The organism is Kitasatospora sp. CM 4170 (assembly GCF_032110285.1).
Taxonomy (GTDB): Bacteria; Actinomycetota; Actinomycetes; order Streptomycetales; family Streptomycetaceae; genus Kitasatospora; species Kitasatospora aburaviensis.
Genome location: NZ_CP134877.1, coordinates 3,854,854 through 3,874,650, shown reverse-complemented (window position 1 = coordinate 3,874,650; position 19,797 = coordinate 3,854,854). Strand labels below are relative to the sequence as shown.

Here is a 19,797-nt window from a genome sequence, read left to right as displayed (position 1 = left end):
AAGTGGTGGGGGTGCGCATGCGGACGGGGCCCGCAGGCGGGTGTGATCAGCGGATCACAGCCGCCCGCGGACCCCGTCGCTCATGATTGTGCGCCGGATCCGGGTCAGATCCGCTCAAGGACCTTCGCCAGCAGCGCGCCCATGCGCTCGGCGGAGGCCTTGCCGGCCTCCAGCACCTCGGCGTGGTTGAGCGGCTCTCCGGTGATGCCCGCGGCCAGGTTGGTGACCAGCGAGATGCCGAGCACCTCGGCGCCGGCCTCGCGGGCGGCGATGGCCTCCAGCGTGGTGGACATGCCGACCAGCTCGCCGCCGATCACCCGGGCCATGTTGACCTCGGCCGGGGTCTCGTAGTGCGGGCCGCGGAACTGCACGTAGACGGCCTCGTCCAGGGTGGAGTCGACCTCGCGGCAGAGGTCGCGCAGGCGCTTGGAGTAGAGGTCCGTCAGGTCGACGAAGTTGGCGCCGACGATCGGGGAGTCCGCGGTCAGGTTGATGTGGTCGCTGATCAGGACCGGCTGGCCGGGGACCCAGCCCTCGCGCAGACCGCCGCAGCCGTTGGTCAGCACGATGATGCCGCAGCCCGCCGCGGCGGCGGTGCGCACGCCGTGGACGACGGTGGCCACGCCGTGGCCCTCGTAGTAGTGGTTGCGGCCCAGGAAGATCAGGGCGCGCTTCTCGCCGATCTTGACCGAGCGGATCGTGCCGGCGTGGCCGGCCACGGCGGGGGCGGGGAAGCCCGGGAGTTCGGTGACCGGGAACTCCGCCACGGTCTCGCCGAGGGCGTCGGCGGCCGGCACCCAGCCGGAGCCCATCACCAGGGCGACGTCGTGGCGCTCGGCACCGGTCAGCTCGCGCAGGCGCTCGGCGGCGGCCTGGGCGGCGGCGTAGGGGTCGGCGGAGACGACCGACTGAGGAGATGCGTTCACGCATCCGAGGATAGACGGGAAATGGCTACGCGCGTAGAAGATCCGGGCGCGACGTGCCGGATCGTTACCCGGATGGCGTGAAAGTACAGCTCGGGGCCGCCTTTCCACCCATTCGGACGGGAGCAACCTCCAGCCGTGCTCGCGCTCCGCAGCCGTCCGGCGCACAGGCCGTGGCCGGCCGTGCGGGCACCCGCCGCGCCCGGCCGGCGGCGGAGCCCCGCAGGGCCCGCGGCGAGTCTCAGCAGGGCCGGCGGCGGAGGTCCAGGACGTAGTCGTGCGGCGCGCCCGCGCTCTCCGCGGCGTCGGCGATCAGCCCCAGGTAGCGGGCCGCGGGCAGACCGCCCTCGTAGTCGTTGAGCACGTACGTCCACACCGGGATGTCGCCGTCCAGGGTGTGCGCGCGCAGCTTGGTCTTGCGGTAGATGCCGAGCTGGACGCCCTCCCAGCGGTCCAGGCCCTCCTCGTCCATCGGCGAGACGTCGTACAGCGAGACGAAGACCTGGTCCTTGCCGTCCTCGACCACGGTCGCCAGCGACCCCTCCCAGCCGAGGTTCTCGCCGCCGAAGGTGAGGCGCCAGCCGTCCAGCCACCCGGTGCCGCGCAGCGGGGAGTGCGGGGCGCGGCGGGTCATCTGCCGGGCATCGAGGTTGGTGGCATACGCGGCGTAAAGGGGCATGGGGCGAAGCCTAGTGCCGCGCCGGCGCTCCCGGAGGACCGGGCGAACGCACGGAAGCCCCGACCCCGGCGTGGCACCGCCCACGGCGTGCGGGACAATGGGGGGCGTGACTCGGATCGTGATCATCGGTGGCGGACCCGGCGGCTACGAGGCGGCGCTCGTCGCTGCTCAGCTCGGCGCGGAGGTGACCGTCGTCGACCGCGACGGTCTGGGCGGATCGGCGGTGCTCACGGACTGCGTGCCGTCGAAGACGCTGATCGCGACCGCGGAGGTGATGACGACCTTCGACAGCTCGTACGAGGAGCTGGGCATCATCGTCGCCGACGACACCCCGCCGCAGGAGCAGCAGGCCCGGGTGGTCGGCGTGGACCTCGGCAAGGTCAACCGGCGTGTGAAGCGGCTCGCCATCGCACAGTCCCACGACATCACCCAGTCGGTGACCCGGGCGGGCGTCACCGTGCTGCGCGGCCGCGGCCGCCTCGGCGCCGGCGGCCAGGCCGTGGACGGCTCCCGCGAGGTCCTGGTGGACGCGCCCGACGGCAGCGTCCAGTCGCTGCGCGCGGACGCCGTGCTGATCGCCACCGGCGCCCACCCCCGCGAGCTGCCGGACGCCCAGCCGGACGGCGAGCGGATCCTGACCTGGACCCAGGTGTACGACCTGGAGGAGCTGCCCCGCGAGCTGATCGTGGTCGGCTCCGGCGTCACCGGCGCCGAGTTCGCCGGCGCCTACCAGGCGATCGGCTCCAAGGTCACCCTGGTCTCCAGCCGCGACCGGGTGCTGCCGGGCGAGGACCCGGACGCCGCCGAGGTGCTGGAGGAGGTCTTCCGCCGCCGCGGCATGAACGTGATGAGCCGCTCCCGGGCCGAAACGGTCAAGAGGGTGTCGGCGCGGACGGAAGCTCCAGAGGGACCCTCCTCGCCGGAGGCGGGCGAGGAGGGATGTGTGGGCGACCACGTCGAGGTCACGCTCTCCGACGGCACGGTGATCAAGGGCACGCACTGCCTGATGGCGGTCGGCTCGATCCCCAACACCGCGGACATGGGCCTGGAGGAGGCCGGGGTCAAGCTCAACGACTGGGGCCAGATCCAGGTCGACCGGGTCTCCCGCACCACGGCCCCCGGCGTGTACGCGGCCGGCGACTGCACCGGCGTCTTCATGCTCGCCTCGGTGGCGGCCATGCAGGGCCGGATCGCGATGTACCACGCGCTGGGCGACGCGGTGCAGCCGCTGAACCTGAAGACCGTGGCCTCCAACGTCTTCACCGACCCGGAGATCGCCACCGTCGGCTACACCGCCGCCGACGTGAAGTGCGGCAAGATGGACGCGGTCGAGGTCAAGCTGCCGCTGCGCGGCAACCCGCGGGCGAAGATGCAGGGCATCCGGGACGGCTTCGTGAAGCTGTTCTGCCGCCCGGGCACCGGCATCGTGGTCGGCGGCGTGGTGGTCGCGCCGCGCGCCAGCGAGCTGATCCACCCGATCTCGCTCGCGGTGGACGCCAATCTGACGGTCGAACAGGTGGCCAGCGCCTTCACCGTCTACCCGTCCGTCTCCGGCTCGACCGCCGAGGCCGCCCGACAGCTGCACATCCGGAAGCGGGCCGACGGCGAAAGCTGAGCGCCCGGCGCGAAGTTGAGGGCGGCTGTCGACCGGCGGCCGCCCTTCGCGCACCCCGGGCATCACCCGGACGGCGGGCGCGGTCCCGGCTTGCTGACGGCGCGTATTGTACGGTCACGCGCCGCTCGGGTGCGAGCAATTCCGGCTACCAGCTGCAAACGCCTGAAAGCAGACGGTCACGCAGGTTACCGTCGGTTCTGTGTTTGCTGCAGAACGTCGCCAGTTGATCCTCGAAATGGTGCGCGCCAACGGAGCCGTGTCGCTCCGCGAACTGGCCCGCGTCGTCCAGACCTCCGAAGTGACCGTGCGCCGAGACGTGCGGGCGCTGGAGGCAGAAGGGCTCCTCGACCGCCGGCACGGCGGCGCGGTGCTCCCCGGCGGCTTCAGCCGCGAACCCGGCTACCCGCAGAAGACCCACCTCTCCGCGGCCGAGAAGAGCGCCATCGCCGACCTCGCCGCGGGCCTGGTGGAGGAGGGGGACGCCGTGGTGGTCGGCGCCGGCACCACCACCCAGGAGCTGGCCCGCCGGCTGGCCCGGGTGCCCGGGCTGACGGTGGTGACCAACTCGCTGCTGGTGGCGCAGGCGCTGGCGCACGCCAACCGGGTCGAGGTGGTGATGACCGGAGGCACCCTGCGGGGCTCCAACTACGCCCTGGTGGGCAGCGGGGCCGAGCAGTCGCTGCACGGGCTGCGGGTCTCCAAGGCGTTCATCTCCGGCAGCGGGCTGACGGCCGAGCGCGGCCTGTCGACCACGAACATGCTCTCCGCGAGCGTGGACCGGGCTCTGGTGCAGTCGGCCGCCGAGGTCATCGTCCTCGCCGACCACACCAAGCTCGGCGCGGACACCATGTTCCAGACCGTCCCGACCGAGACCATCACCCGCCTGGTCACCGACGAGCACGCCACCTCCGACGAGACCACCGCGCGCGAGCTGGACGCGCTCGCCGACTGCGGGGTGCAGATCGACCTGGCGCCGCTCGGCGCCGCCCCGGCCGGCGACGCCCCGGTGCACGGCACCGGCAGCGGCCCCGTCCACCAGACCCAGCCCGGCCCGCTGGCGCGCCGGGCCGCGCCGCCGCCCGGCGGGTCCCCGCTGCCCGGCCAGCGCCGCCCCGGCACGCACGGCGGCCCCGCGGGGCCGGGCGGGCCGGTCCCGGTCCGCCTCGCCGAACTGGGCGGCCTCCCGCGGGTCCGCTGAGCCCGGCGCACCGGCCGGGCCGGGTGCGCCCGGCGGCGACCGCCGCCTCCGGCGGCCCCGCGCGGCCGCCGGGCCCGGAAACGGAACCGGTCCGCACACCCACGAGGGGCGTACGGACCGGTTCGGAGCACGTGGTGCCGGTCAGGCCGGGACCGCTCAGTCCTTGATCTCGCAGAGCGCGGCGCCACTGCTGACGCTCGCGCCGACCTCGGCCTTGAGGCCGACCACGGTGCCGGCCTTGTGCGCGTTCAGCGGCTGCTCCATCTTCATCGCCTCCAGGACGACGATCAGCTCGCCCTCGGCGACGACCTGGCCCTCCTCGACGGCGACCTTCACGATGGTGCCCTGCATCGGCGAGGCCAGCGTGTCACCGCTGACCGCCGAGCCGGCCTTCTTGGCACCCACCCGGCGCTTGGCCTTGGCGGCACCGCCGGCGCCGGCCGCCGGGGCGGCGGAGACGCCCAGCGAGGACGGCAGCGAGACCTCGATCCGCTTGCCGCCGACCTCGACCACGACGGTCTCGCGGCCCTCGGCCTCCTCGCCCTCACCGGCAGCGCCGGCGAACGCCGGGATGGTGTTCTGGAACTCGGTCTCGATCCAGCGGGTGAAGATCTTGAACGGCTCGTCGCTGCCGTGCACCTCGGGCGCGAACGCCGGGTCGGTGACGACCGCCTGGTGGAACGGGATGGCGGTGGCCATGCCCTCCACCTTGAACTCGTTCAGCGCGCGCCGGGCCCGCTCCAGGGCCTGCTTGCGGTCCCGGCCGGTGACGATCAGCTTGGCCAGCAGCGAGTCCCAGGCGGGGCCGATGACCGAGCCGGTCTCCACGCCGGAGTCCAGCCGGACGCCCGGGCCGGACGGCGGGGCGAACAGCGTCACCGTGCCGGGCGCGGGCAGGAAGTTGCGGCCCGGGTCCTCGCCGTTGATGCGGAACTCGAAGGAGTGGCCGCGCACCTCCGGGTCGCCGTAGCCCAGCTCCTCGCCGTCGGCGATCCGGAACATCTCGCGGACCAGGTCGAGTCCGGTGACCTCCTCGGTGACCGGGTGCTCCACCTGCAGACGGGTGTTGACCTCCAGGAAGGAGATCGTGCCGTCCAGCGCCACCAGGAACTCGCAGGTCCCGGCGCCGACGTAGCCGGCCTCCTTGAGGATGGCCTTGGACGCCCGGTACAGCTCGGCGTTCTGCTCGGGGGTGAGGAACGGCGCGGGCGCCTCCTCGACGAGCTTCTGGTGCCGGCGCTGCAGCGAGCAGTCACGGGTGGAGACGACCACCACGTTGCCGTGCTGGTCGGCCAGGCACTGGGTCTCGACGTGGCGCGGGTTGTCCAGGTAACGCTCGACGAAGCACTCGCCGCGCCCGAAGGCGGCGACCGCCTCGCGCACCGCGGAGTCGTACAGCTCCGGGATCTCCTCCAGCGTGCGGGCGACCTTCAGGCCGCGGCCGCCGCCGCCGAAGGCCGCCTTGATGGCGACCGGCAGGCCGTGCTCCTGGGCGAAGGCGACGACCTCGTCGGCGCCCGAGACCGGGTCCGGCGTACCGGCCACCAGCGGGGCACCGGCGCGCTGCGCCACGTGCCGGGCGGTGACCTTGTCACCGAGGTCGCGGATGGCCTGCGGCGGCGGGCCGATCCAGGTGAGGCCCGCGTCGAGGACGGCCTGGGCGAAGTCGGCGTTCTCCGACAGGAAGCCGTAGCCGGGGTGGACGGCGTCCGCGCCCGAGTCGGCGGCGGCCTTCAGCACCTTGGCGATGTCCAGGTAACTGGTGCCGGGGGTGTCGCCGCCCAGCGCGTAAGCCTCGTCGGCCGCGCGGACGTGCAGCGCATCCCGGTCCGGCTCGGCGTAGACGGCGACGCTGGCGATACCGGCGTCCGAGCAGGCACGGGCGACGCGGACGGCGATTTCCCCGCGGTTGGCGATGAGCACCTTGCGCACTGTGGCTCCCTTCTTGAACCTGGTCGAGTTTATGGATTTCTGGGCGGTACCGGCGAGTAGCCCCAGGTTGTGAACTATCCCACACGCAGGGTGATGTATTCCGGGAGCCGGTCCGCGGTCGGACGGGGGTCCTTGCAGGTGGCCGCGGGTACCGAGGTCCGCACGCGGTCCGTGCGGACGGTGACGGGGCGGCGTGGCGAAGCGGTGGCCTTGGCCACACTCAGCCGGTGGGGGCCGGGGCGGGCGGCCTTTCGAGCGCCCGGGCGGTCACGTCGGCGGCGAGCTCCACCACGTCCGGCCCGTACGCCTTGGGGTTGACGACCCTCAGGACGAGCGCGAAGGTGCCGTTCTCGCCGTACCGACGGGCGAGCCGGCGGTGGTTGGCGACCAGGTACCGGACGGCGGCGTGGTTGGAGACCGCGGTCTGCCCGGCGACCAGGAAGGCGGGCCGCCCGTCGGGCGAGGGGTGCAGCCGGGCGAGCAGGGCGTAGGCCCGGCCGCCGGAGGGCTCGGACCCGGGCTCGTACCGGTACTCCTCGCCGCCCACCGTCAGCGACAGCTCCGGGGCGCTGCCGCCCACGTCCTTGAAGGCCACCCCGGGCAGCCAGGAGGCCAGGTGGGCCGCCGTCCGGTCGTTGCTGGACGGGCCGCCGAGGCAGAACTCGGCCTTGTGGCCCAGTCCCTGGCGGACGTCCTCGTGGGCGACCAGGTCGGCCTGGGCCCCGCACTCCTTGACCAGCGCGGCCAACTCCATCAGGGCGAACACGTCGTTGCGCGAGACGCTCTTGCCGCTGGCCGAGGCGGTGTGCCGGTTCACCACCAGCAGGCACTCGCCGCCGGCCGGCATGCCGAAGAACGCGCGGACCCGCTCCAGTCGCCGTCTTCGCCGCAGGTTCTGCGCCAGCCAGCCCAGCCCGGCGCTGATCGCGCTGGCCACCAGACCCAGCAGCACGTTGAGCAGACTGTCGGTCATCCGCTCGCCCTCCTCCCCGTTGGAACGGCGGTCAGCCTAGCCGGGGTGTCGGACCGCAACCATGGACGGTCTCCACAGCCACTCCCGGCGCACATCGGGTGACCTGCACAACGGCCGGACGGCCGGGGGGTGCTACGGCAGTGCGGGCTGGCGCCCCGATGGGGTACGGCAGTTCGGGTGCGGAGGAGGCGGGACCCGCCGACGGCGGGCCGGCGGGGCGGGATGCCGTCAGGCCCAGAGGTCGGTGATGCGGACGCCGAGGTCGGCCAGCAGCGAGCGCAGCAGCGGCAGCGAGAGTCCGATGACGTTGCCCGGGTCGCCGTCGATGCCCTCGACGAACGGCGCGGAGCGGCCGTCCAGGGTGAACGCGCCGGCGACGTGGAGCGGCTCGCCGGAGGCGACGTAGGCGGCGATCTCGGCGTCGTCCGGGGTGCCGAAGCGGACGGTGGTGGAGGCGGTGGCCGAGGCCTGCTCGCCGGTGACGGTGTCGATCACGCAGTGCCCGGTGCGCAGCACGCCGGCGCGGCCGCGCATGGACTGCCAGCGGGCCAGCGCCTCGGTGGCGTCGGCGGGCTTGCCGAGCGCCTGTCCGTCCAGCTCCAGCACGGAGTCGCAGCCGATCACCAGCTCGCCGCCGGTCAGCTCGGCGGCGACGGCCTTGGCCTTGGCCTCGGCGAGGACGAGCGCGAGCTCGGCGGGGGTGGCGGCGGTGATCGCGTCCTCGTCGACCCCGCTGACCACCACGCGCGGGTCGAGGCCCGCCTGGCGCAGCAGCCCGAGGCGGGCGGGGGAGGCGGAGGCGAGGACGAGGGCGCGGCGGTCGGTCATGCCCACCAGAGTAGGGGGTGGCGGTGTCCGCCGGTCAGGTGAAGAAGCGGGCCACCATCAGCAGGACGGAGCCCACCAACACGATGGCGGCCAGCACCCGGCCGGCCCGCTGCATCCGCTCCTGCATCTGCCGGGTCTCGGGGGAGGGTTCGTCGCGTGGATCTGACCAGAGCACGCCTCCAGGGTGCGCCGCGCCGGGTGCCGCCCGCCTGAGTACGCGTACTCAGGTTTCCCGCGGCCCGGGGCGGGGCCCGGCAGTGCACGGAGTGGGAAGTCGGCCGGGCCGACTTCCCACTCCGCGGGTGGTGCGTGGGCGCAGGCTCAGCCGGCCCAGCCCGAGGTGCGCCAGACGTTGACGCCGGGGCGCGGGGTGGCCCGCAGCCGGCGGGCGCGGTCGTTCCAGGGGGAGTCCGGGCCGGCGCCGGCGCGGCGGGCCGCCTCGGCGGCGGCCTGCGCGGCGGCGGCCCGGGACTGGACCACCGCCAGGACGGTGGCCAGCTCCTCGGGGGTCGGCTGCCCGTGCAGCACGTGGATCGGGGCCATGGCTCAATCCTCTCGCGACGGCCGCTGCTGGGTGGGGGCGGTCACAGCGGGATGTTGCCGTGCTTCTTGGGCGGCAGCACCTCGCGCTTGCCGCGCAGCGCCCGCAGGCCGCGGACGATGTGCCGGCGGGTCTCGCTCGGCGCGATGACGGCGTCCACGTAGCCGCGTTCGGCCGCCAGGTACGGGTTGAGCAGGGTGTCCTCGTAGGAGGCGATCAGCTCGGCCCGCTTCTCCTCGACGTTGCCGGCGGCGTCCGCCTCGGCGATCTCGCGCCGGTGCAGGATGTTGACCGCGCCCTGCGCGCCCATGACGGCGATCTGCGCGGTCGGCCAGGCGAGGTTGAGGTCGGCGCCCAGGTGCTTGGAGCCCATGACGTCGTACGCGCCGCCGAAGGCCTTGCGGGTGATCACGGTGATCAGCGGCACGGTGGCCTCGGCGTAGGCGTAGATCAGCTTGGCGCCGCGGCGGATGATGCCGTCCCACTCCTGCTCGGTGCCGGGCAGGAAGCCGGGCACGTCGACGAAGGTCAGCACCGGGATGTTGAAGGAGTCGCAGGTGCGGATGAACCGCGCGGCCTTCTCGCTGGCGGCGATGTCCAGGCAGCCGGCCAGGTCCATCGGCTGGTTGCCGACGATGCCGACCGAGTGGCCCTCGACCCGGCCGAAGCCGGTGATGATGTTGCCGGCGTACAGCGGCTGGGTCTCCAGGAACTCGCCGTCGTCCAGGACGTGCTCGATCACCTTGTGCATGTCGTACGGCTGGTTCGCCGAGTCCGGCACCAGGGTGTCGAGTTCGAGGTCCTCGTCGGTGACCGAGAGGTCCGCCTCCTCGGGGAAGGAGGGCGCGTCGGAGAGGTTGTTGGACGGCAGGTACGAGAGCAGGCTCTTGACGTACTCGACCGCCTCCTTCTCGTCCGTGGCCAGGTAGTGCGCGTTGCCGGACTTGGTGTTGTGGGTCCGCGCGCCGCCCAGCTCCTCCATGCCGACGTCCTCGCCGGTGACGGTCTTGATGACGTCCGGGCCGGTGATGAACATGTGCGAGGTCTGGTCGGCCATCACCACGAAGTCGGTGATCGCGGGGGAGTAGACCGCGCCGCCCGCGCAGGGGCCCATGATCAGCGAGATCTGCGGGATCACCCCGGAGGCGTGCACGTTGCGGCGGAAGATCTCGCCGTACAGGCCGAGCGAGACCACGCCCTCCTGGATCCGGGCGCCGCCGGAGTCGTTGATGCCGATGACCGGGCAGCCGGTCTTCAGCGCGAAGTCCATCACCTTGACGATCTTCTCGCCGAAGACCTCGCCGAGCGAGCCGCCGAAGACGGTGAAGTCCTGGGCGAAGACCGCGACCTGGCGGCCGTCGACGGTGCCGTAGCCGGTGACGACGCCGTCGCCGTACGGGCGGTTCTTCTCCTGCCCGAAGTTGGTCGAGCGGTGCCGGGCGAACTCGTCGAACTCGACGAAGGAGTCCTCGTCCAGCAGCTCCACCACGCGCTCGCGGGCCGTCAGCTTGCCCTTGGCGTGCTGCTTCTCCACGGCCTTGGCGGAGCCGGAGTGCACCGCCTCGTCGATCCTGCGGCGCAGGTCGGCGAGCTTTCCGGCAGTGGTGTGGGGGTCGTACGGCGCCTCGGTCATCCGGTGGGCTCTCCCTGATCCATGGGCCGCGACCTGTTGAGTGCTGCGCGGACCGGAAGGGGGACCGCGCACGAGGGCAGGGCGGCGCAACGAACTACCGTTGAGTAGCGTAGCCAGCACGGAGGGCCAGACGTAATGGCCTGCCGTTATGGTCAGCGACACAGTGTGTTAACGCGCGTTCTGCGGGACGATGGGGCGGACTACGCCGTCCTGGGCGCGTCCGGCAATCCCCGACACACCGCCCGACAACGCCTAGGCTCGGGACCATGACCGAACCCGTCACCCCCCGCCGCAGTGGACTGCGCGGCTTCGGCCACGCCGGGCCGTCGCCCTGGACCGATCTGGACCGGCCCCCGCTGGACGCCGCGGCGCTCCGGCACGACCTGGTGGTGCCGGGCGGGCTCTGGACCTCGCTGGACGTCGTCACCGAGACCGGCTCCACCAACAGCGACCTGGCCGCACGGGCCAGGGAGGGTGCGCCGCAGGGCGCCGTCCTGGTCGCCGAGCAGCAGAACGCCGGCCGCGGGCGGCTGGAGCGGCAGTGGACGGCCCCGGCCCGCTCCGGTCTCTTCCTCTCCGTACTGCTTCGCCCGGACGGGGTACCCGTCGAGAGGTACGGCTGGTTGCCGATCCTGGTCGGCGTCGCCGCGGCCAGCACGCTGAACCGGGTCGCCGAGGTCGAGGTCGGCCTGAAGTGGCCCAACGACCTCCAGGTCGAGATCGCCGGCGCGGAGCGCAAGATCGGCGGCATCCTCACCGAGCTCGGCGGCGGCGCGGTCGTGGCCGGCCTCGGCCTCAACGTCTCGCTGCGCGAGGCCGAGCTGCCCGTCCCCACGGCCGGCTCGCTCGCGCTGGCCGGCGCCGCGGTGACCGACCGGTCCATCCTGCTGCGCGCCCTGCTGCGCGAGTTCGCCGGGCTGTACGAGGAGTGGACGGCCGCCGCGGGCGACCCGCAGGCCAGCGGCCTGCTGCCGGCCTACCTGGACCGCTGCACCACGCTGGGCCGCCAGGTCAGGGTGCACCTGCCGGGTGACCAGGAGCTGCTGGGCGAGGCGGTGGCGGTGGACGGCGACGGCCGGCTGGTGGTCCGCACGCCCGACGGCGCCCGGCGGGCGGTGGGCGCGGGGGACGTCGTCCACGTGCGCCCGGAGCCGCGCTGAACGGCACTCTTCACCTCCCCTTGACCCGGGCGGATGCCCCGGATCGCGGGATTCCGTGCGAATATTCCACCTGGCAGGAGTGTGAGGCGCGCCACTGCCCGCGGGCGGCGGGCGCGCCCGGACAGGCAGGACACGAGGCAAGTGCGGCAACCGCACGGGGACGGACCGGTGGCAGAGGACGGCAGCAAGGGCGGAACGGCGGGCACCCACGACCAGACGGTCGCGCTCGACCTCGAACGCCTGATCCTGGACGCGCCGCGCCGCTACACCCCGTACCAGGCCGCGCGCGCCGCCGACGTCCCGATGGAGCTGGCCACCAGGTTCTGGCGGGCGATGGGCTTCCCCGACATCGGGCAGTCCCGGGCCCTCACCGACGGCGACGTGATCGCGCTGCGCCGACTGGCCGGCCTGGTGGAGTCCGGACTGCTGAGCGAGTCGATGGCGATCCAGGTGGCGCGCTCCACCGGGCAGACCACCGCCCGGCTGGCCGGCTGGCAGATGGACACCTTCCTGGAGAACCTCACCCAGTCCGTCGAGCCCGGGCTGACCCGGGCCGAGGTGGCGTACCCGCTCGTCGAGCTGCTGCTGCCGGAGCTGGAGCAGTTCCTGGTCTACGTCTGGCGCCGGCAGCTGGCCGCCGTCACCGGCCGGGTGGTGCAGGCCGCCGAGGACACCGAGATCACCAGCGGCCGGCTGGCGGTGGGCTTCGCCGACCTGGTCGGCTTCACCCGGCTCTCCCGCCGGCTGGAGGAGGAGGAGCTCGGCGAGCTGGTCGAGACCTTCGAGAACACGTGCTCCGACCTGATCGCCGGCCAGGGCGGCCGGGTGATCAAGACCCTCGGTGACGAGATCCTCTACGTCTCCGAGGACCCGGTGACCGCCGCCGAGATCGCGCTCGGCCTGATCGAGGCGCTGGCCGAGGACGACACCATCCCGGCCCTGCGGGTCGGGATGGCGTTCGGCACCGTCACCTCGCGGATGGGCGACGTCTTCGGCACCACCGTCAACCTGGCCAGCCGGCTCACCTCCATCGCGCCCAAGGACGCGGTACTGATCGACGGCGAGTTCGCCATCGCGCTGGAGCAGAACGGCAGCGTCGCGCCGGCCGATGCGGACGGTCCCGGGCTCGCCGACGCGCTGTCGGCGGCCGCGGGGATGCCGGCCTCCGGCCTGCCGGTGCCGGGCCCGGACTCCGGGCACCGCTTCAACCTCCAGCCGATGTGGCGCCGTCCGGTGCGCGGGCTCGGACTGGTCGAGCCCTGGCTGCTGTCGCGGCGGCTGCGCACGGAGTAGTCCGCGCGTCGCCCGCGCCCGGCGCGGGACGTGCGCGCCCGGCGCGCACGGGCCCGCGTGCGCAGGGCCGCCCGGGGCGGGCGGCCGCGGCCCGGCGCCCCGGCGGCAGGGCGTACGCCGGCGTACGTGGTGGAACGGTGGCCGAACGGTGGAAACCCGTCCAGTGCCATGGATCGATCCCGGCAAACGGGGCATAACCCAACGAAACCGCCATAGTCTTGGTGCAAGCGGATGCGAGCGGTACGGCCCCGGCGCGGTCCGAGCCCCCGGTGGTGGCTGCAGGCCCGGGCGGGGAGCGGGCGGCCCCGGTGGGCGGCGCTGCGGGGGACCGAGCAGGACCGGGCACAGGGAACGAGGCGAGCCGGTGAGCAGTGAGGCGACCATGGCGGACCGCGGCTGCGACGGCGACCGGTCGCACGAGCCGCCCGCCGCCCCCGACCTGCGGCTGAAGTCCGTGGTCGAGCTCGCCCAGGACATGTCGGCCGCGCTCACCCCCCTGGAGGCCGTCCGGGCCGCCGCCGCCCGCGCCACCGCGGCGCTCGGCGCGTCCATGGCCGCCGTCTCGGTCTGGGACCGGGAGTCCGGCCGGCTGCGGGTGCTGGTCAACCACGGCGCGCTGGCCCCGGGGGAGGAGGAGCTGCCGGAGGACGAGTCCTACCCGGTCGCCGACTTCCCCGAGATCGTCACCTACCTGGAGGAGCGCTGGACCACCGGTCGGCTGCCGCGCGCCTGGGTGCAGACGGCCGAGGACTCCGAGCCGCACGCCGGACACTCGCACCCGACCGCCGGCGCGTACTGCCAGGAGCGCGCCGCGGCGCTGCGCCGGCGCGGGCGGGCCTGCTGCGTGGTCGCGCCGATCGTGCTGCACGGCCAGGCCTGGGGCGAGCTCTATCTGGCCCGGATCGTCGGGATGCCCGAGTTCACCGAGGCGGACGCCGACTACGCCACCCTGCTGGCGGCCCAGATCTCGGCCGGCCTGGCGCAGACCGAGCGCCTCGCCGACCTGCGCAAGCTCGCCTTCTCCGACCCGCTGACCGGCCTGGCCAACCGGCGCGCGGTGGACGCCCGGCTGGAGGGCGCGCTGGAGGCGCACAACCGGGACAACACCGTCGTCTCGCTGGTGGTCTGCGACGTCAACGGCCTCAAGCGGGTCAACGACCAGCTCGGCCACGAGATGGGCGACCGGCTGCTGGAGCGCTTCGCCCACCAGCTCTCGCTGGCCGCCGCCCGGCTGCCCGGCAGCCTGGCCGCCCGGCTCGGCGGCGACGAGTTCTGCCTGCTGGTCGAGGGTCAGAAGGCGGACGAGGTGGTCGCCGTCGCCGAGGAGCTGTGCGCGCGGGCGCTGGCGCTGGCCGAGGGCGAGGGGGTGGCCTGCGGGGTGGCCTCCACCGGGGACTCGATCGGCCCGGTCACCACCCCCGACCGGCTGTTCCGGCTCGCCGACGCCGCCCAGTACCGGGCCAAGGCCGCCCGCTCGGCCCACCCCGTGGTGGCCGGGCGCAGCCACGGCCCCGGCTTCGCCCCCGACCCGACCGTGCTGCTCGCCGACGCCGCCGACCCGCACCACCGGGCCGACGCCCGGGGCCGCAGCGGCCGGGCCGGCGCCGGCGACCGGCGCCGGTTCCGCGGAGCGGCGCACAGCGCCGACCCGGGCCAGCTGCTCACCGCGGTGCTGGCCGCGCTCGACCGGCACGGCGAGGCCCGCTCGGTCCACCCGGCCGACACCATCGGCAAGCTGGTGGTGGTCGCGGAGACCTCGGCCCGGCTGCTGGACGCGGTCGGCTGGTGGGTGTCGTACGTCCCGCCCGGTTCGCCGCTGATGCGCACCGTCCAGCACGCCGTGTACCGGATGACCAGCGGTCCGAGCAGCTCGCGCGCGGAGACCCAGCGGGCGCAGATCGAGGCCCCGGACGCGGTCTTCGACCTGCGGCACTACCCGCTGACCCGGGAGGCGGTCCGCGGCGGCGCCTTCGCGCTGCGAGCGGGCGCGGCCGGGAACGACCCGGCGGAGGAGGCCGTGCTGGTGGTCTCCGGCTACCGCGGGATGCTCGCGGCCGGCGGCCAGAACCCGGCGGGCGGCTGGCTGGTGGAGCTGTTCGCCGACGACGCCACCCTGCCGCTCGGCCAGGTCGCCTCGGCGCTCCGCGCCCTGGTCTCGGTCGCCCTCGCCGGCCCCTCCTCCGCACCGCCGGCCTGACCGCCGCGCCGGGCTCCCGTCCGGTCGGTGCACGGCCCGGCCGGGTTGTGTCGGTTCGGTGACCAGGAGGTTCCGAGCGGGTCGCGGTCCGGGGCGGACCTTGCCGGAGGGCTGGGCGGGGAGGGGTGGGCGTGGGATGGTGTTCGGCGGTCGGCCGGCCACGGGGGCCGGACCGGATGGGGGTTCACACCATGCGTGCTCGTCTGACGGGCCTTGTCCTCTCCGCGGTGCTCGCGTTCGGCGGCACCGCGCTCGCCGCCGCTCCGGCGGTCCAGGCCGCGCCGCGCGCGGCCGCGGTCGGCGCCGCCCCGGCCGGATCGACCCAGGCGGGCACCGCCGCCGCGGGCGCGCAGGCGGCCCCGGTCGCCGGGGTGGCCGCCGACCGGCACGACACCACCCGGCTGGCCGCCTCCAAGGACAAGTCCAAGAAGAAGAAGTCGAAGGGCCTCGGCAAGCTGCTCGGCGTGATCATCGGCGTCGTGGTGGTGCTGGTGGTGATCGCCGTGATCATCGCGGTGGTCGTCATGCTCCGCCGCCGCAACCGTCAGTGAGTCTTCCGGCGTTCCCTGCGGCGTCGTTGCGCCGACCGTGGTTTGATGACCGGTTGGGGCTCGGGCGTGCGGGTCCTGGCCGCCATGCCGCTCCAGAACCGCTGCAGGTCCTTGCCCGTCGTGCCCTGCCAGGGGGCGCGTTTGCGGGCGAGGGCGTAGAACGACCCGCGGCGCCAGCGCACCAGTGCCTGCTGTTGGAGACAGAAGACCTCGGTCAGCTCCGCGCGGGGCAGCTCGCCCTTCGGAGGGTAGGGGCACAGCTCGAACGGGCAGTCACGAGGACAGGTGCTGCCGGGTTCGGCGTTCTCGACCCTGCCGACGGTGTGGCTCGGCTGGAGCGGTGCGCGGTCGTCTGTCAGGCAGGGCGGCAGGGAGTTGCGACGGGCACGCTCAAGCCGACGCTCCACCTCGTCCGGCTCGCCGCAGCGCTCGGCGAGGTTGAGCAGCAGGAGGGCGTCGGCGAGTAGCTGCTGGGCTCGCGGATCGAGCGTGCTCCAGCCGACCGACGGCGGGATCCAGAGGTTGTGCTGGCGGTAGAAGTGCGGATCGCCCGGATCGGAGCCGACCTTCTCCATCGCCCCCTTCTCGTCGATCCAGATGTACTGCTCGGGGCGCCCGGTCTCCAACGCCAGGACCGCGAGGTGGGCGGCGCGGGCCACGAAGGGGTGCAGACGCTCGCGGGTGTCGTGGGGGCTCTGGTCCTCCGGCCGGCGGTCGGCGGGGGCACGTTCGCTGCCGGCCAGGCGGAGCCAGCGCTGCACGGCCGCCCGTGGGGCGTCGGCGATCGGCGGGGACTTCTCGTCGCCACCGGCTTCGTGCTCGTCGTCGGAGGCCCGGCTGGAGCGGTCGGGCAGCTCCCAGAGGCAGAGCGCGTGGATCAGGGTGAGCTGGGAGAACCAGAATCGCGACCGCGCGAGCATGGTCTCGGCCTGGGCGATGAGGAAGCCACGGGTCTCGTTGTTCGTGTGGGGGTGGCGCAGCCGGCGGTTGGCCGCGCTCTTGAACCCCTGGGCCAGGGCGACCTCGAAGGAGAGCGGCAGGTCGGCACGGCTGCGGGGGCCCGCCGGGTCGAGGTGGTCGAGCCAGGCGCTCAGCCGTTCCTGGGCGTCCGCCCGGCGCTCGATGCTGACCGACCCCACGAGCATGGGGATCAGCCAGGCCCGGGTCGCGTACTCGCGCCAGATGGTCTGTTTGGCCTCGTAGGCACGGTTGACCTCGTTCGTGTACGTCTGGCGGCGTTGCCTCGGATCTCCGCCCCGGCCGACCGATGCATCACTGGCCGCGTGTTCGCGTTCGCGTTCCTCCTCCATCTTCTGCTGGTACGCCACCAGCGGGTCCAAGTGCTCCGCGTCGTGCTTGCGGACCAGTTCGCGGACCGCGTGGAAGGCCGGATCGCCGCCCGCGCCGATCTCCTGGGTGATGGCCAGCCGCAGGGCGTAGGACCGTTCCTTGATCGCGATCTCGAAGAACTGCTCGTAGGCGGGTGCCACGTCGGTCGGCCAGAGGTGGACCTCCTGGAGGCGGGTGATCTCGCGAAGGACCTCGCCGAAGCGGTGGACCAGCCGTTCCCTGGCCTCGTCGAGGGTCCGGTGGTCCTGCGAGTCGATCTCCAGCCACCTGTCGTTGATCTGCTCCGTGATGCTGCGGTGCTCGCTGATACTCGCCGTGGGGCGGGCCTGCTGTGCGTGCAGGTCCACCTCCAGGGCCGCTGCGAACAGGTCGAGGGCTTTGGGGTCGGTCCGCACCTTCGCCGCCGCGGCGAGCTCCGAGGCGCACCGCGCGATCTGCTCCGCGGCGTCGCGGCCGCCCGCCGCCCGCAGCGCCAGGGCAATGAGCAGCTCCCGCCCCAGTTGGTCGCTGCGGAAGGCCTCCTTGACCGCGAACCAGAGCTTGTCGAGGTATCGCGAGCCGAGGTAGGCCTGGACGATGCTGTGCGGGAAACGTACCCGTTCGCCGCGCGTCTCGACCAGGCCGAGCAGTTCACCCCGGGTGGCGTGGAGGGCGAGGACGCTCTCGCAGTCCGGGTCGGTCACGGAGTTGTTCAGGTCCGCCAGCGTCCGCCGGAGGACGCGCGCCGGGTTTCGCCCGCTCGGTCCGCCCAGCAGGTCCGCGAAGTCCACCTCCAGGCGGTCACCGAGCAAGCCCAGGGCGGCGAGCATCGAGATCACGTCGACGGTGGCCTGTCGTTCCTGCCTGGTCAGGGCGACCTCGTCGCGCAGATGGCCGTCGACGAGAGCGGTCTCCCAGCTGCTCAGCAGTCGCAACCGCAGCTTCGAGCGGTCGCAGCTGCGCGTGTCGAGCTGGCTCCCTGCCCTGCCCTTGTCGAGGTGGGCCAGGAGGTGCTGCCGGCTCAGCTGTCGGGCGATCTCCATGTACAGCGGCGACTCGCTGACCATGGCCGTCTCGACGATCCAGTCCAACCGCTTTTCGTCGGGCTGGGGATCGTCGCGGGCAAGAAAGTCGAGCGCGGCCTCTTCGGAGAGCGGTTCCAGGTCGATGATCGAGGCCGCGGTCGCCTCCAGCGGCGCGTGCGGCCGGGAGGCGATGACCAGGGGGAGGTTCTGCCGCTTGGCCTTCTTGATGGCGTTCCGGATGGCGTTGTCCCGGTCGCCGCTGTTGCCGTTCGAAGCCAGGGCCTCCTCCAGGCCGTCCGCGAGGACGACGGCCTGGCCGTCCTCGCAGAGCTGCCGCCAGACCTTGGCGGTCTGCTCGGAGGAGAGGAGGCCGCCGGGGTCGGCCTCCTCGGCGAACCGCTTCCGCGCGAGTTCGCGGAAGTCCAGGTCGGCGCCGTCCTTGCCGACGTCGCGGAGCCGGACCGGCACGGGGACGCGGTGTTGCTGCGCCAGCATGTGGGTGAGCTGGACGAGCACGGCGGTCTTGCCGGCGCCGACGCTGCCGACCAGCACGTACGGGCGGCGGGCGGCGCGGTCCTCCAGCGAGCGGCAGATGACCTCGCAGAGCTGCTCCCGGCCGACGACCTGGTCCACGGCCGTGTGGGCACTGGGCACCAGTTTGTGCGGCGTGCGCCGGGCCTTGCGGATGATCGGCCCACGGATCTTCTGCCTCCGGTAGACCAGGAAGACAAAGGCCGCGAGGGCCAGCGAAAGGAAGGGCGTGACGAATCCGAGCAGGACACCGCAGGCTCCGCTCTCGCTGCAGCGGCTCTCGAACCACCCTTTGCTGCCGCGGGCGAAGACGTACGCGGACCAGCCGATGAAGGCGAGGAACGCGAGGGCCGGTATCGAGGTGAGCCGCTTCCGCCAGGACGGCCAGGTGGCCGGGTAGCGGACCTTGACCACCTTGCGGCGGGCCAGCCAGCGCAGGTAGTGGACGCGTAAGGCGCGCCGGGTCCGTTCGGCGGCCCGTCGGACGGTGCGGCGCGGGCGGACCAGGCGGGGCGCCTTGCGCGGATCGACCTTGCCCCCCGGCCCCCCGGGTTCGCGCGTCTCGCTGGTCATGGCGTTCACGGCATTCGAAGGAGCGGGAGTCGGCGCGGCGTACTTTGTGTGCGAATCACTCGGGTTCGGCTGCTTCGAAAGTGCGTCTCTATTATCGAATCATCATGCGGAAGGTTTGGGAAGGCTGCGTGCGGGGCGCCGCGGTGTTCCGCCGTCAGGGCTCGAGCGCGCTCAGGGTCGCCTCCACGAGGCGGTCCGCGTAGGCGTGGTCGAGCGGGCCGAGGCCGTGCAGCCAGCGGTAGTACATCGGGCCGTAGAGCAGCTCGACGGCGAGGTCGAGGTCGGCGTCGGCGGGGATCAGCCCGGCCGCGCGGGCGGCCCGCAGGCGTGCGCGGGTGACCTCCAGCAGCGGGTCGAGCAGCCGCTCGCGGTACTCGCGCAGCAGGTCCGGGTCGTTGAGGACCTCCGCGGTGAGGGCGCGGCCGGTGCGGTCGAACGCCGGGTCGGCCAGCTCGTCGGCGGTGGCGCGCAGCACCGCCCGCAGGTCGGCGGCGAGGTCGCCGGTGTCGGGGAGGTCGAGGCCGCCGCCGGTGTCCCGGTTGGCGGCCAGGAAGGCGTCGAAGACCACCGCGCCCTTGGAGGGCCACCAGCGGTAGATGGTCTGCTTGCCGACGCCGGCGCGGGCGGCGATCTTCTCGATGGTGAGCTTGCCGAAGCCCACCTCGGCGACCAGCTCGGCGGCGGCGGTGAGGATCGCGGCGCGGCTCTGCTCGTTGCGGCGGGTCGGGTCGGGAGCGGTGTGACGGGCCATGGGGTCATCGTACCCGCTTGGCGAGACGGAACGTATCGTCTTGACGCGATCCGATCCGGAGCGCA

The 19,797-nt window shown here is 73.4% G+C and carries 15 protein-coding genes and 1 pseudogene; 6 read left to right on the top strand and 10 right to left on the bottom strand.

What is annotated here, in order from left to right; translation table 11 throughout:
- Positions 1-104: 104 nt before the first annotated feature.
- The gene (locus RMN57_RS16130) at positions 105-926 is read right to left on the bottom strand and encodes a purine-nucleoside phosphorylase (RefSeq protein WP_313764083.1); all 822 of its coding nucleotides are present in this window, start codon (positions 924-926) and stop codon (positions 105-107) included.
- Between the two features lie 238 nt (positions 927-1,164).
- Positions 1,165-1,602, bottom strand: coding sequence for a gamma-glutamylcyclotransferase (locus RMN57_RS16125; RefSeq protein ID WP_313764082.1), 438 nt, complete (start codon positions 1,600-1,602; stop codon positions 1,165-1,167).
- Positions 1,603-1,699: 97 nt separating this feature from the next.
- Between RMN57_RS16125 and RMN57_RS16120 the strand changes: the two genes are divergently transcribed.
- Entirely contained in the window at positions 1,700-3,217 is a 1,518-nt protein-coding gene (locus RMN57_RS16120; RefSeq protein WP_313764081.1) for an NAD(P)H-quinone dehydrogenase, read from the top strand.
- Positions 3,218-3,452: 235 nt separating this feature from the next.
- A complete protein-coding gene (locus tag RMN57_RS16115; RefSeq protein ID WP_396327990.1) occupies positions 3,453-4,415 on the top strand; it encodes a DeoR/GlpR family DNA-binding transcription regulator in 963 nt (320 codons plus the stop codon).
- A gap of 156 nt (positions 4,416-4,571) precedes the next feature.
- Here the strand turns inward: RMN57_RS16115 and RMN57_RS16110 are convergent, their stop codons facing one another.
- From RMN57_RS16110 to RMN57_RS16085, 6 genes are all read right to left on the bottom strand, one after another.
- Positions 4,572-6,347, bottom strand: coding sequence for a biotin carboxylase N-terminal domain-containing protein (locus tag RMN57_RS16110; RefSeq protein ID WP_313764079.1), 1,776 nt, complete (start codon positions 6,345-6,347; stop codon positions 4,572-4,574).
- A gap of 220 nt (positions 6,348-6,567) precedes the next feature.
- Complete coding sequence (locus RMN57_RS16105) at positions 6,568-7,320, bottom strand: hypothetical protein (RefSeq protein ID WP_313764078.1); 753 nt, start codon at positions 7,318-7,320, stop codon at positions 6,568-6,570.
- Between the two features lie 228 nt (positions 7,321-7,548).
- Entirely contained in the window at positions 7,549-8,148 is a 600-nt protein-coding gene (locus tag RMN57_RS16100; RefSeq protein WP_313764077.1) for a nucleoside triphosphate pyrophosphatase, read from the bottom strand.
- Positions 8,149-8,182: 34 nt separating this feature from the next.
- A complete protein-coding gene (gene mmpB, locus RMN57_RS16095) occupies positions 8,183-8,323 on the bottom strand; it encodes a morphogenic membrane protein MmpB (protein WP_313764076.1) in 141 nt (46 codons plus the stop codon).
- Positions 8,324-8,469: 146 nt separating this feature from the next.
- Positions 8,470-8,691, bottom strand: a complete 222-nt coding sequence (locus RMN57_RS16090) for an acyl-CoA carboxylase subunit epsilon (protein WP_238862883.1) — start codon at positions 8,689-8,691, stop codon at positions 8,470-8,472.
- Positions 8,692-8,732: 41 nt separating this feature from the next.
- Positions 8,733-10,322 carry an acyl-CoA carboxylase subunit beta gene (locus RMN57_RS16085; protein ID WP_313764075.1) on the bottom strand — a complete coding sequence of 530 codons (1,590 nt, stop codon included), beginning with the start codon at positions 10,320-10,322 and terminating at the stop codon, positions 8,733-8,735.
- Between the two features lie 266 nt (positions 10,323-10,588).
- On the opposite strand from RMN57_RS16085, the gene RMN57_RS16080 reads away from it, so the two are divergent.
- The 4 genes and pseudogenes from RMN57_RS16080 to RMN57_RS16065 all read left to right on the top strand — a co-directional run bounded on the left by RMN57_RS16080 (position 10,589) and on the right by RMN57_RS16065 (position 15,523).
- Entirely contained in the window at positions 10,589-11,482 is an 894-nt protein-coding gene (locus RMN57_RS16080) for a biotin--[acetyl-CoA-carboxylase] ligase (protein WP_313764074.1), read from the top strand.
- Positions 11,483-11,515: 33 nt separating this feature from the next.
- Positions 11,516-12,775 (top strand): adenylate/guanylate cyclase domain-containing protein, encoded by a 1,260-nt coding sequence (locus tag RMN57_RS16075; protein ID WP_380235838.1) that lies wholly within the window; start codon positions 11,516-11,518, stop codon positions 12,773-12,775.
- 475 nt (positions 12,776-13,250) lie between these two features.
- Positions 13,251-14,378, top strand: a pseudogene (locus tag RMN57_RS16070) (diguanylate cyclase domain-containing protein); the annotation flags it as partial.
- Between the two features lie 785 nt (positions 14,379-15,163).
- Positions 15,164-15,523 carry a hypothetical protein gene (locus tag RMN57_RS16065; RefSeq protein ID WP_313764072.1) on the top strand — a complete coding sequence of 120 codons (360 nt, stop codon included), beginning with the start codon at positions 15,164-15,166 and terminating at the stop codon, positions 15,521-15,523.
- Here the strand turns inward: RMN57_RS16065 and RMN57_RS16060 are convergent.
- Entirely contained in the window at positions 15,517-18,981 is a 3,465-nt protein-coding gene (locus RMN57_RS16060) for an NACHT domain-containing protein (protein ID WP_313764071.1), read from the bottom strand. The genes RMN57_RS16065 and RMN57_RS16060 overlap by 7 nt on opposite strands.
- Positions 18,982-19,135: 154 nt before the next feature.
- Positions 19,136-19,732: a TetR/AcrR family transcriptional regulator gene (locus RMN57_RS16055; protein WP_313764070.1), complete on the bottom strand. Its 597-nt coding sequence runs from the start codon at positions 19,730-19,732 to the stop codon at positions 19,136-19,138.
- Between the last annotated feature and the right edge of the window lie 65 nt (positions 19,733-19,797).

Bases quoted from the DNA above. Each gene is read 5' to 3' on its own strand.
- RMN57_RS16125 (WP_313764082.1), bottom strand. From the start codon at position 1,602: ATGCCCCTTTACGCCGCGTATGCCACCAACCTCGATGCCCGGCAGATG.
- RMN57_RS16120 (WP_313764081.1), top strand. From the start codon at position 1,700: ATGGGGGGCGTGACTCGGATCGTGATCATCGGTGGCGGACCCGGCGGC.
- RMN57_RS16115 (WP_396327990.1), top strand. From the start codon at position 3,453: ATGGTGCGCGCCAACGGAGCCGTGTCGCTCCGCGAACTGGCCCGCGTC.
- RMN57_RS16105 (WP_313764078.1), bottom strand. From the start codon at position 7,320: ATGACCGACAGTCTGCTCAACGTGCTGCTGGGTCTGGTGGCCAGCGCG.
- RMN57_RS16100 (WP_313764077.1), bottom strand. From the start codon at position 8,148: ATGACCGACCGCCGCGCCCTCGTCCTCGCCTCCGCCTCCCCCGCCCGC.
- RMN57_RS16090 (WP_238862883.1), bottom strand. From the start codon at position 8,691: ATGGCCCCGATCCACGTGCTGCACGGGCAGCCGACCCCCGAGGAGCTG.
- RMN57_RS16085 (WP_313764075.1), bottom strand. From the start codon at position 10,322: ATGACCGAGGCGCCGTACGACCCCCACACCACTGCCGGAAAGCTCGCC.
- RMN57_RS16080 (WP_313764074.1), top strand. From the start codon at position 10,589: ATGACCGAACCCGTCACCCCCCGCCGCAGTGGACTGCGCGGCTTCGGC.
- RMN57_RS16075 (WP_380235838.1), top strand. From the start codon at position 11,516: ATGCCCCGGATCGCGGGATTCCGTGCGAATATTCCACCTGGCAGGAGT.
- RMN57_RS16065 (WP_313764072.1), top strand. From the start codon at position 15,164: ATGCGTGCTCGTCTGACGGGCCTTGTCCTCTCCGCGGTGCTCGCGTTC.
- RMN57_RS16060 (WP_313764071.1), bottom strand. From the start codon at position 18,981: ATGACCAGCGAGACGCGCGAACCCGGGGGGCCGGGGGGCAAGGTCGAT.
- RMN57_RS16055 (WP_313764070.1), bottom strand. From the start codon at position 19,732: ATGGCCCGTCACACCGCTCCCGACCCGACCCGCCGCAACGAGCAGAGC.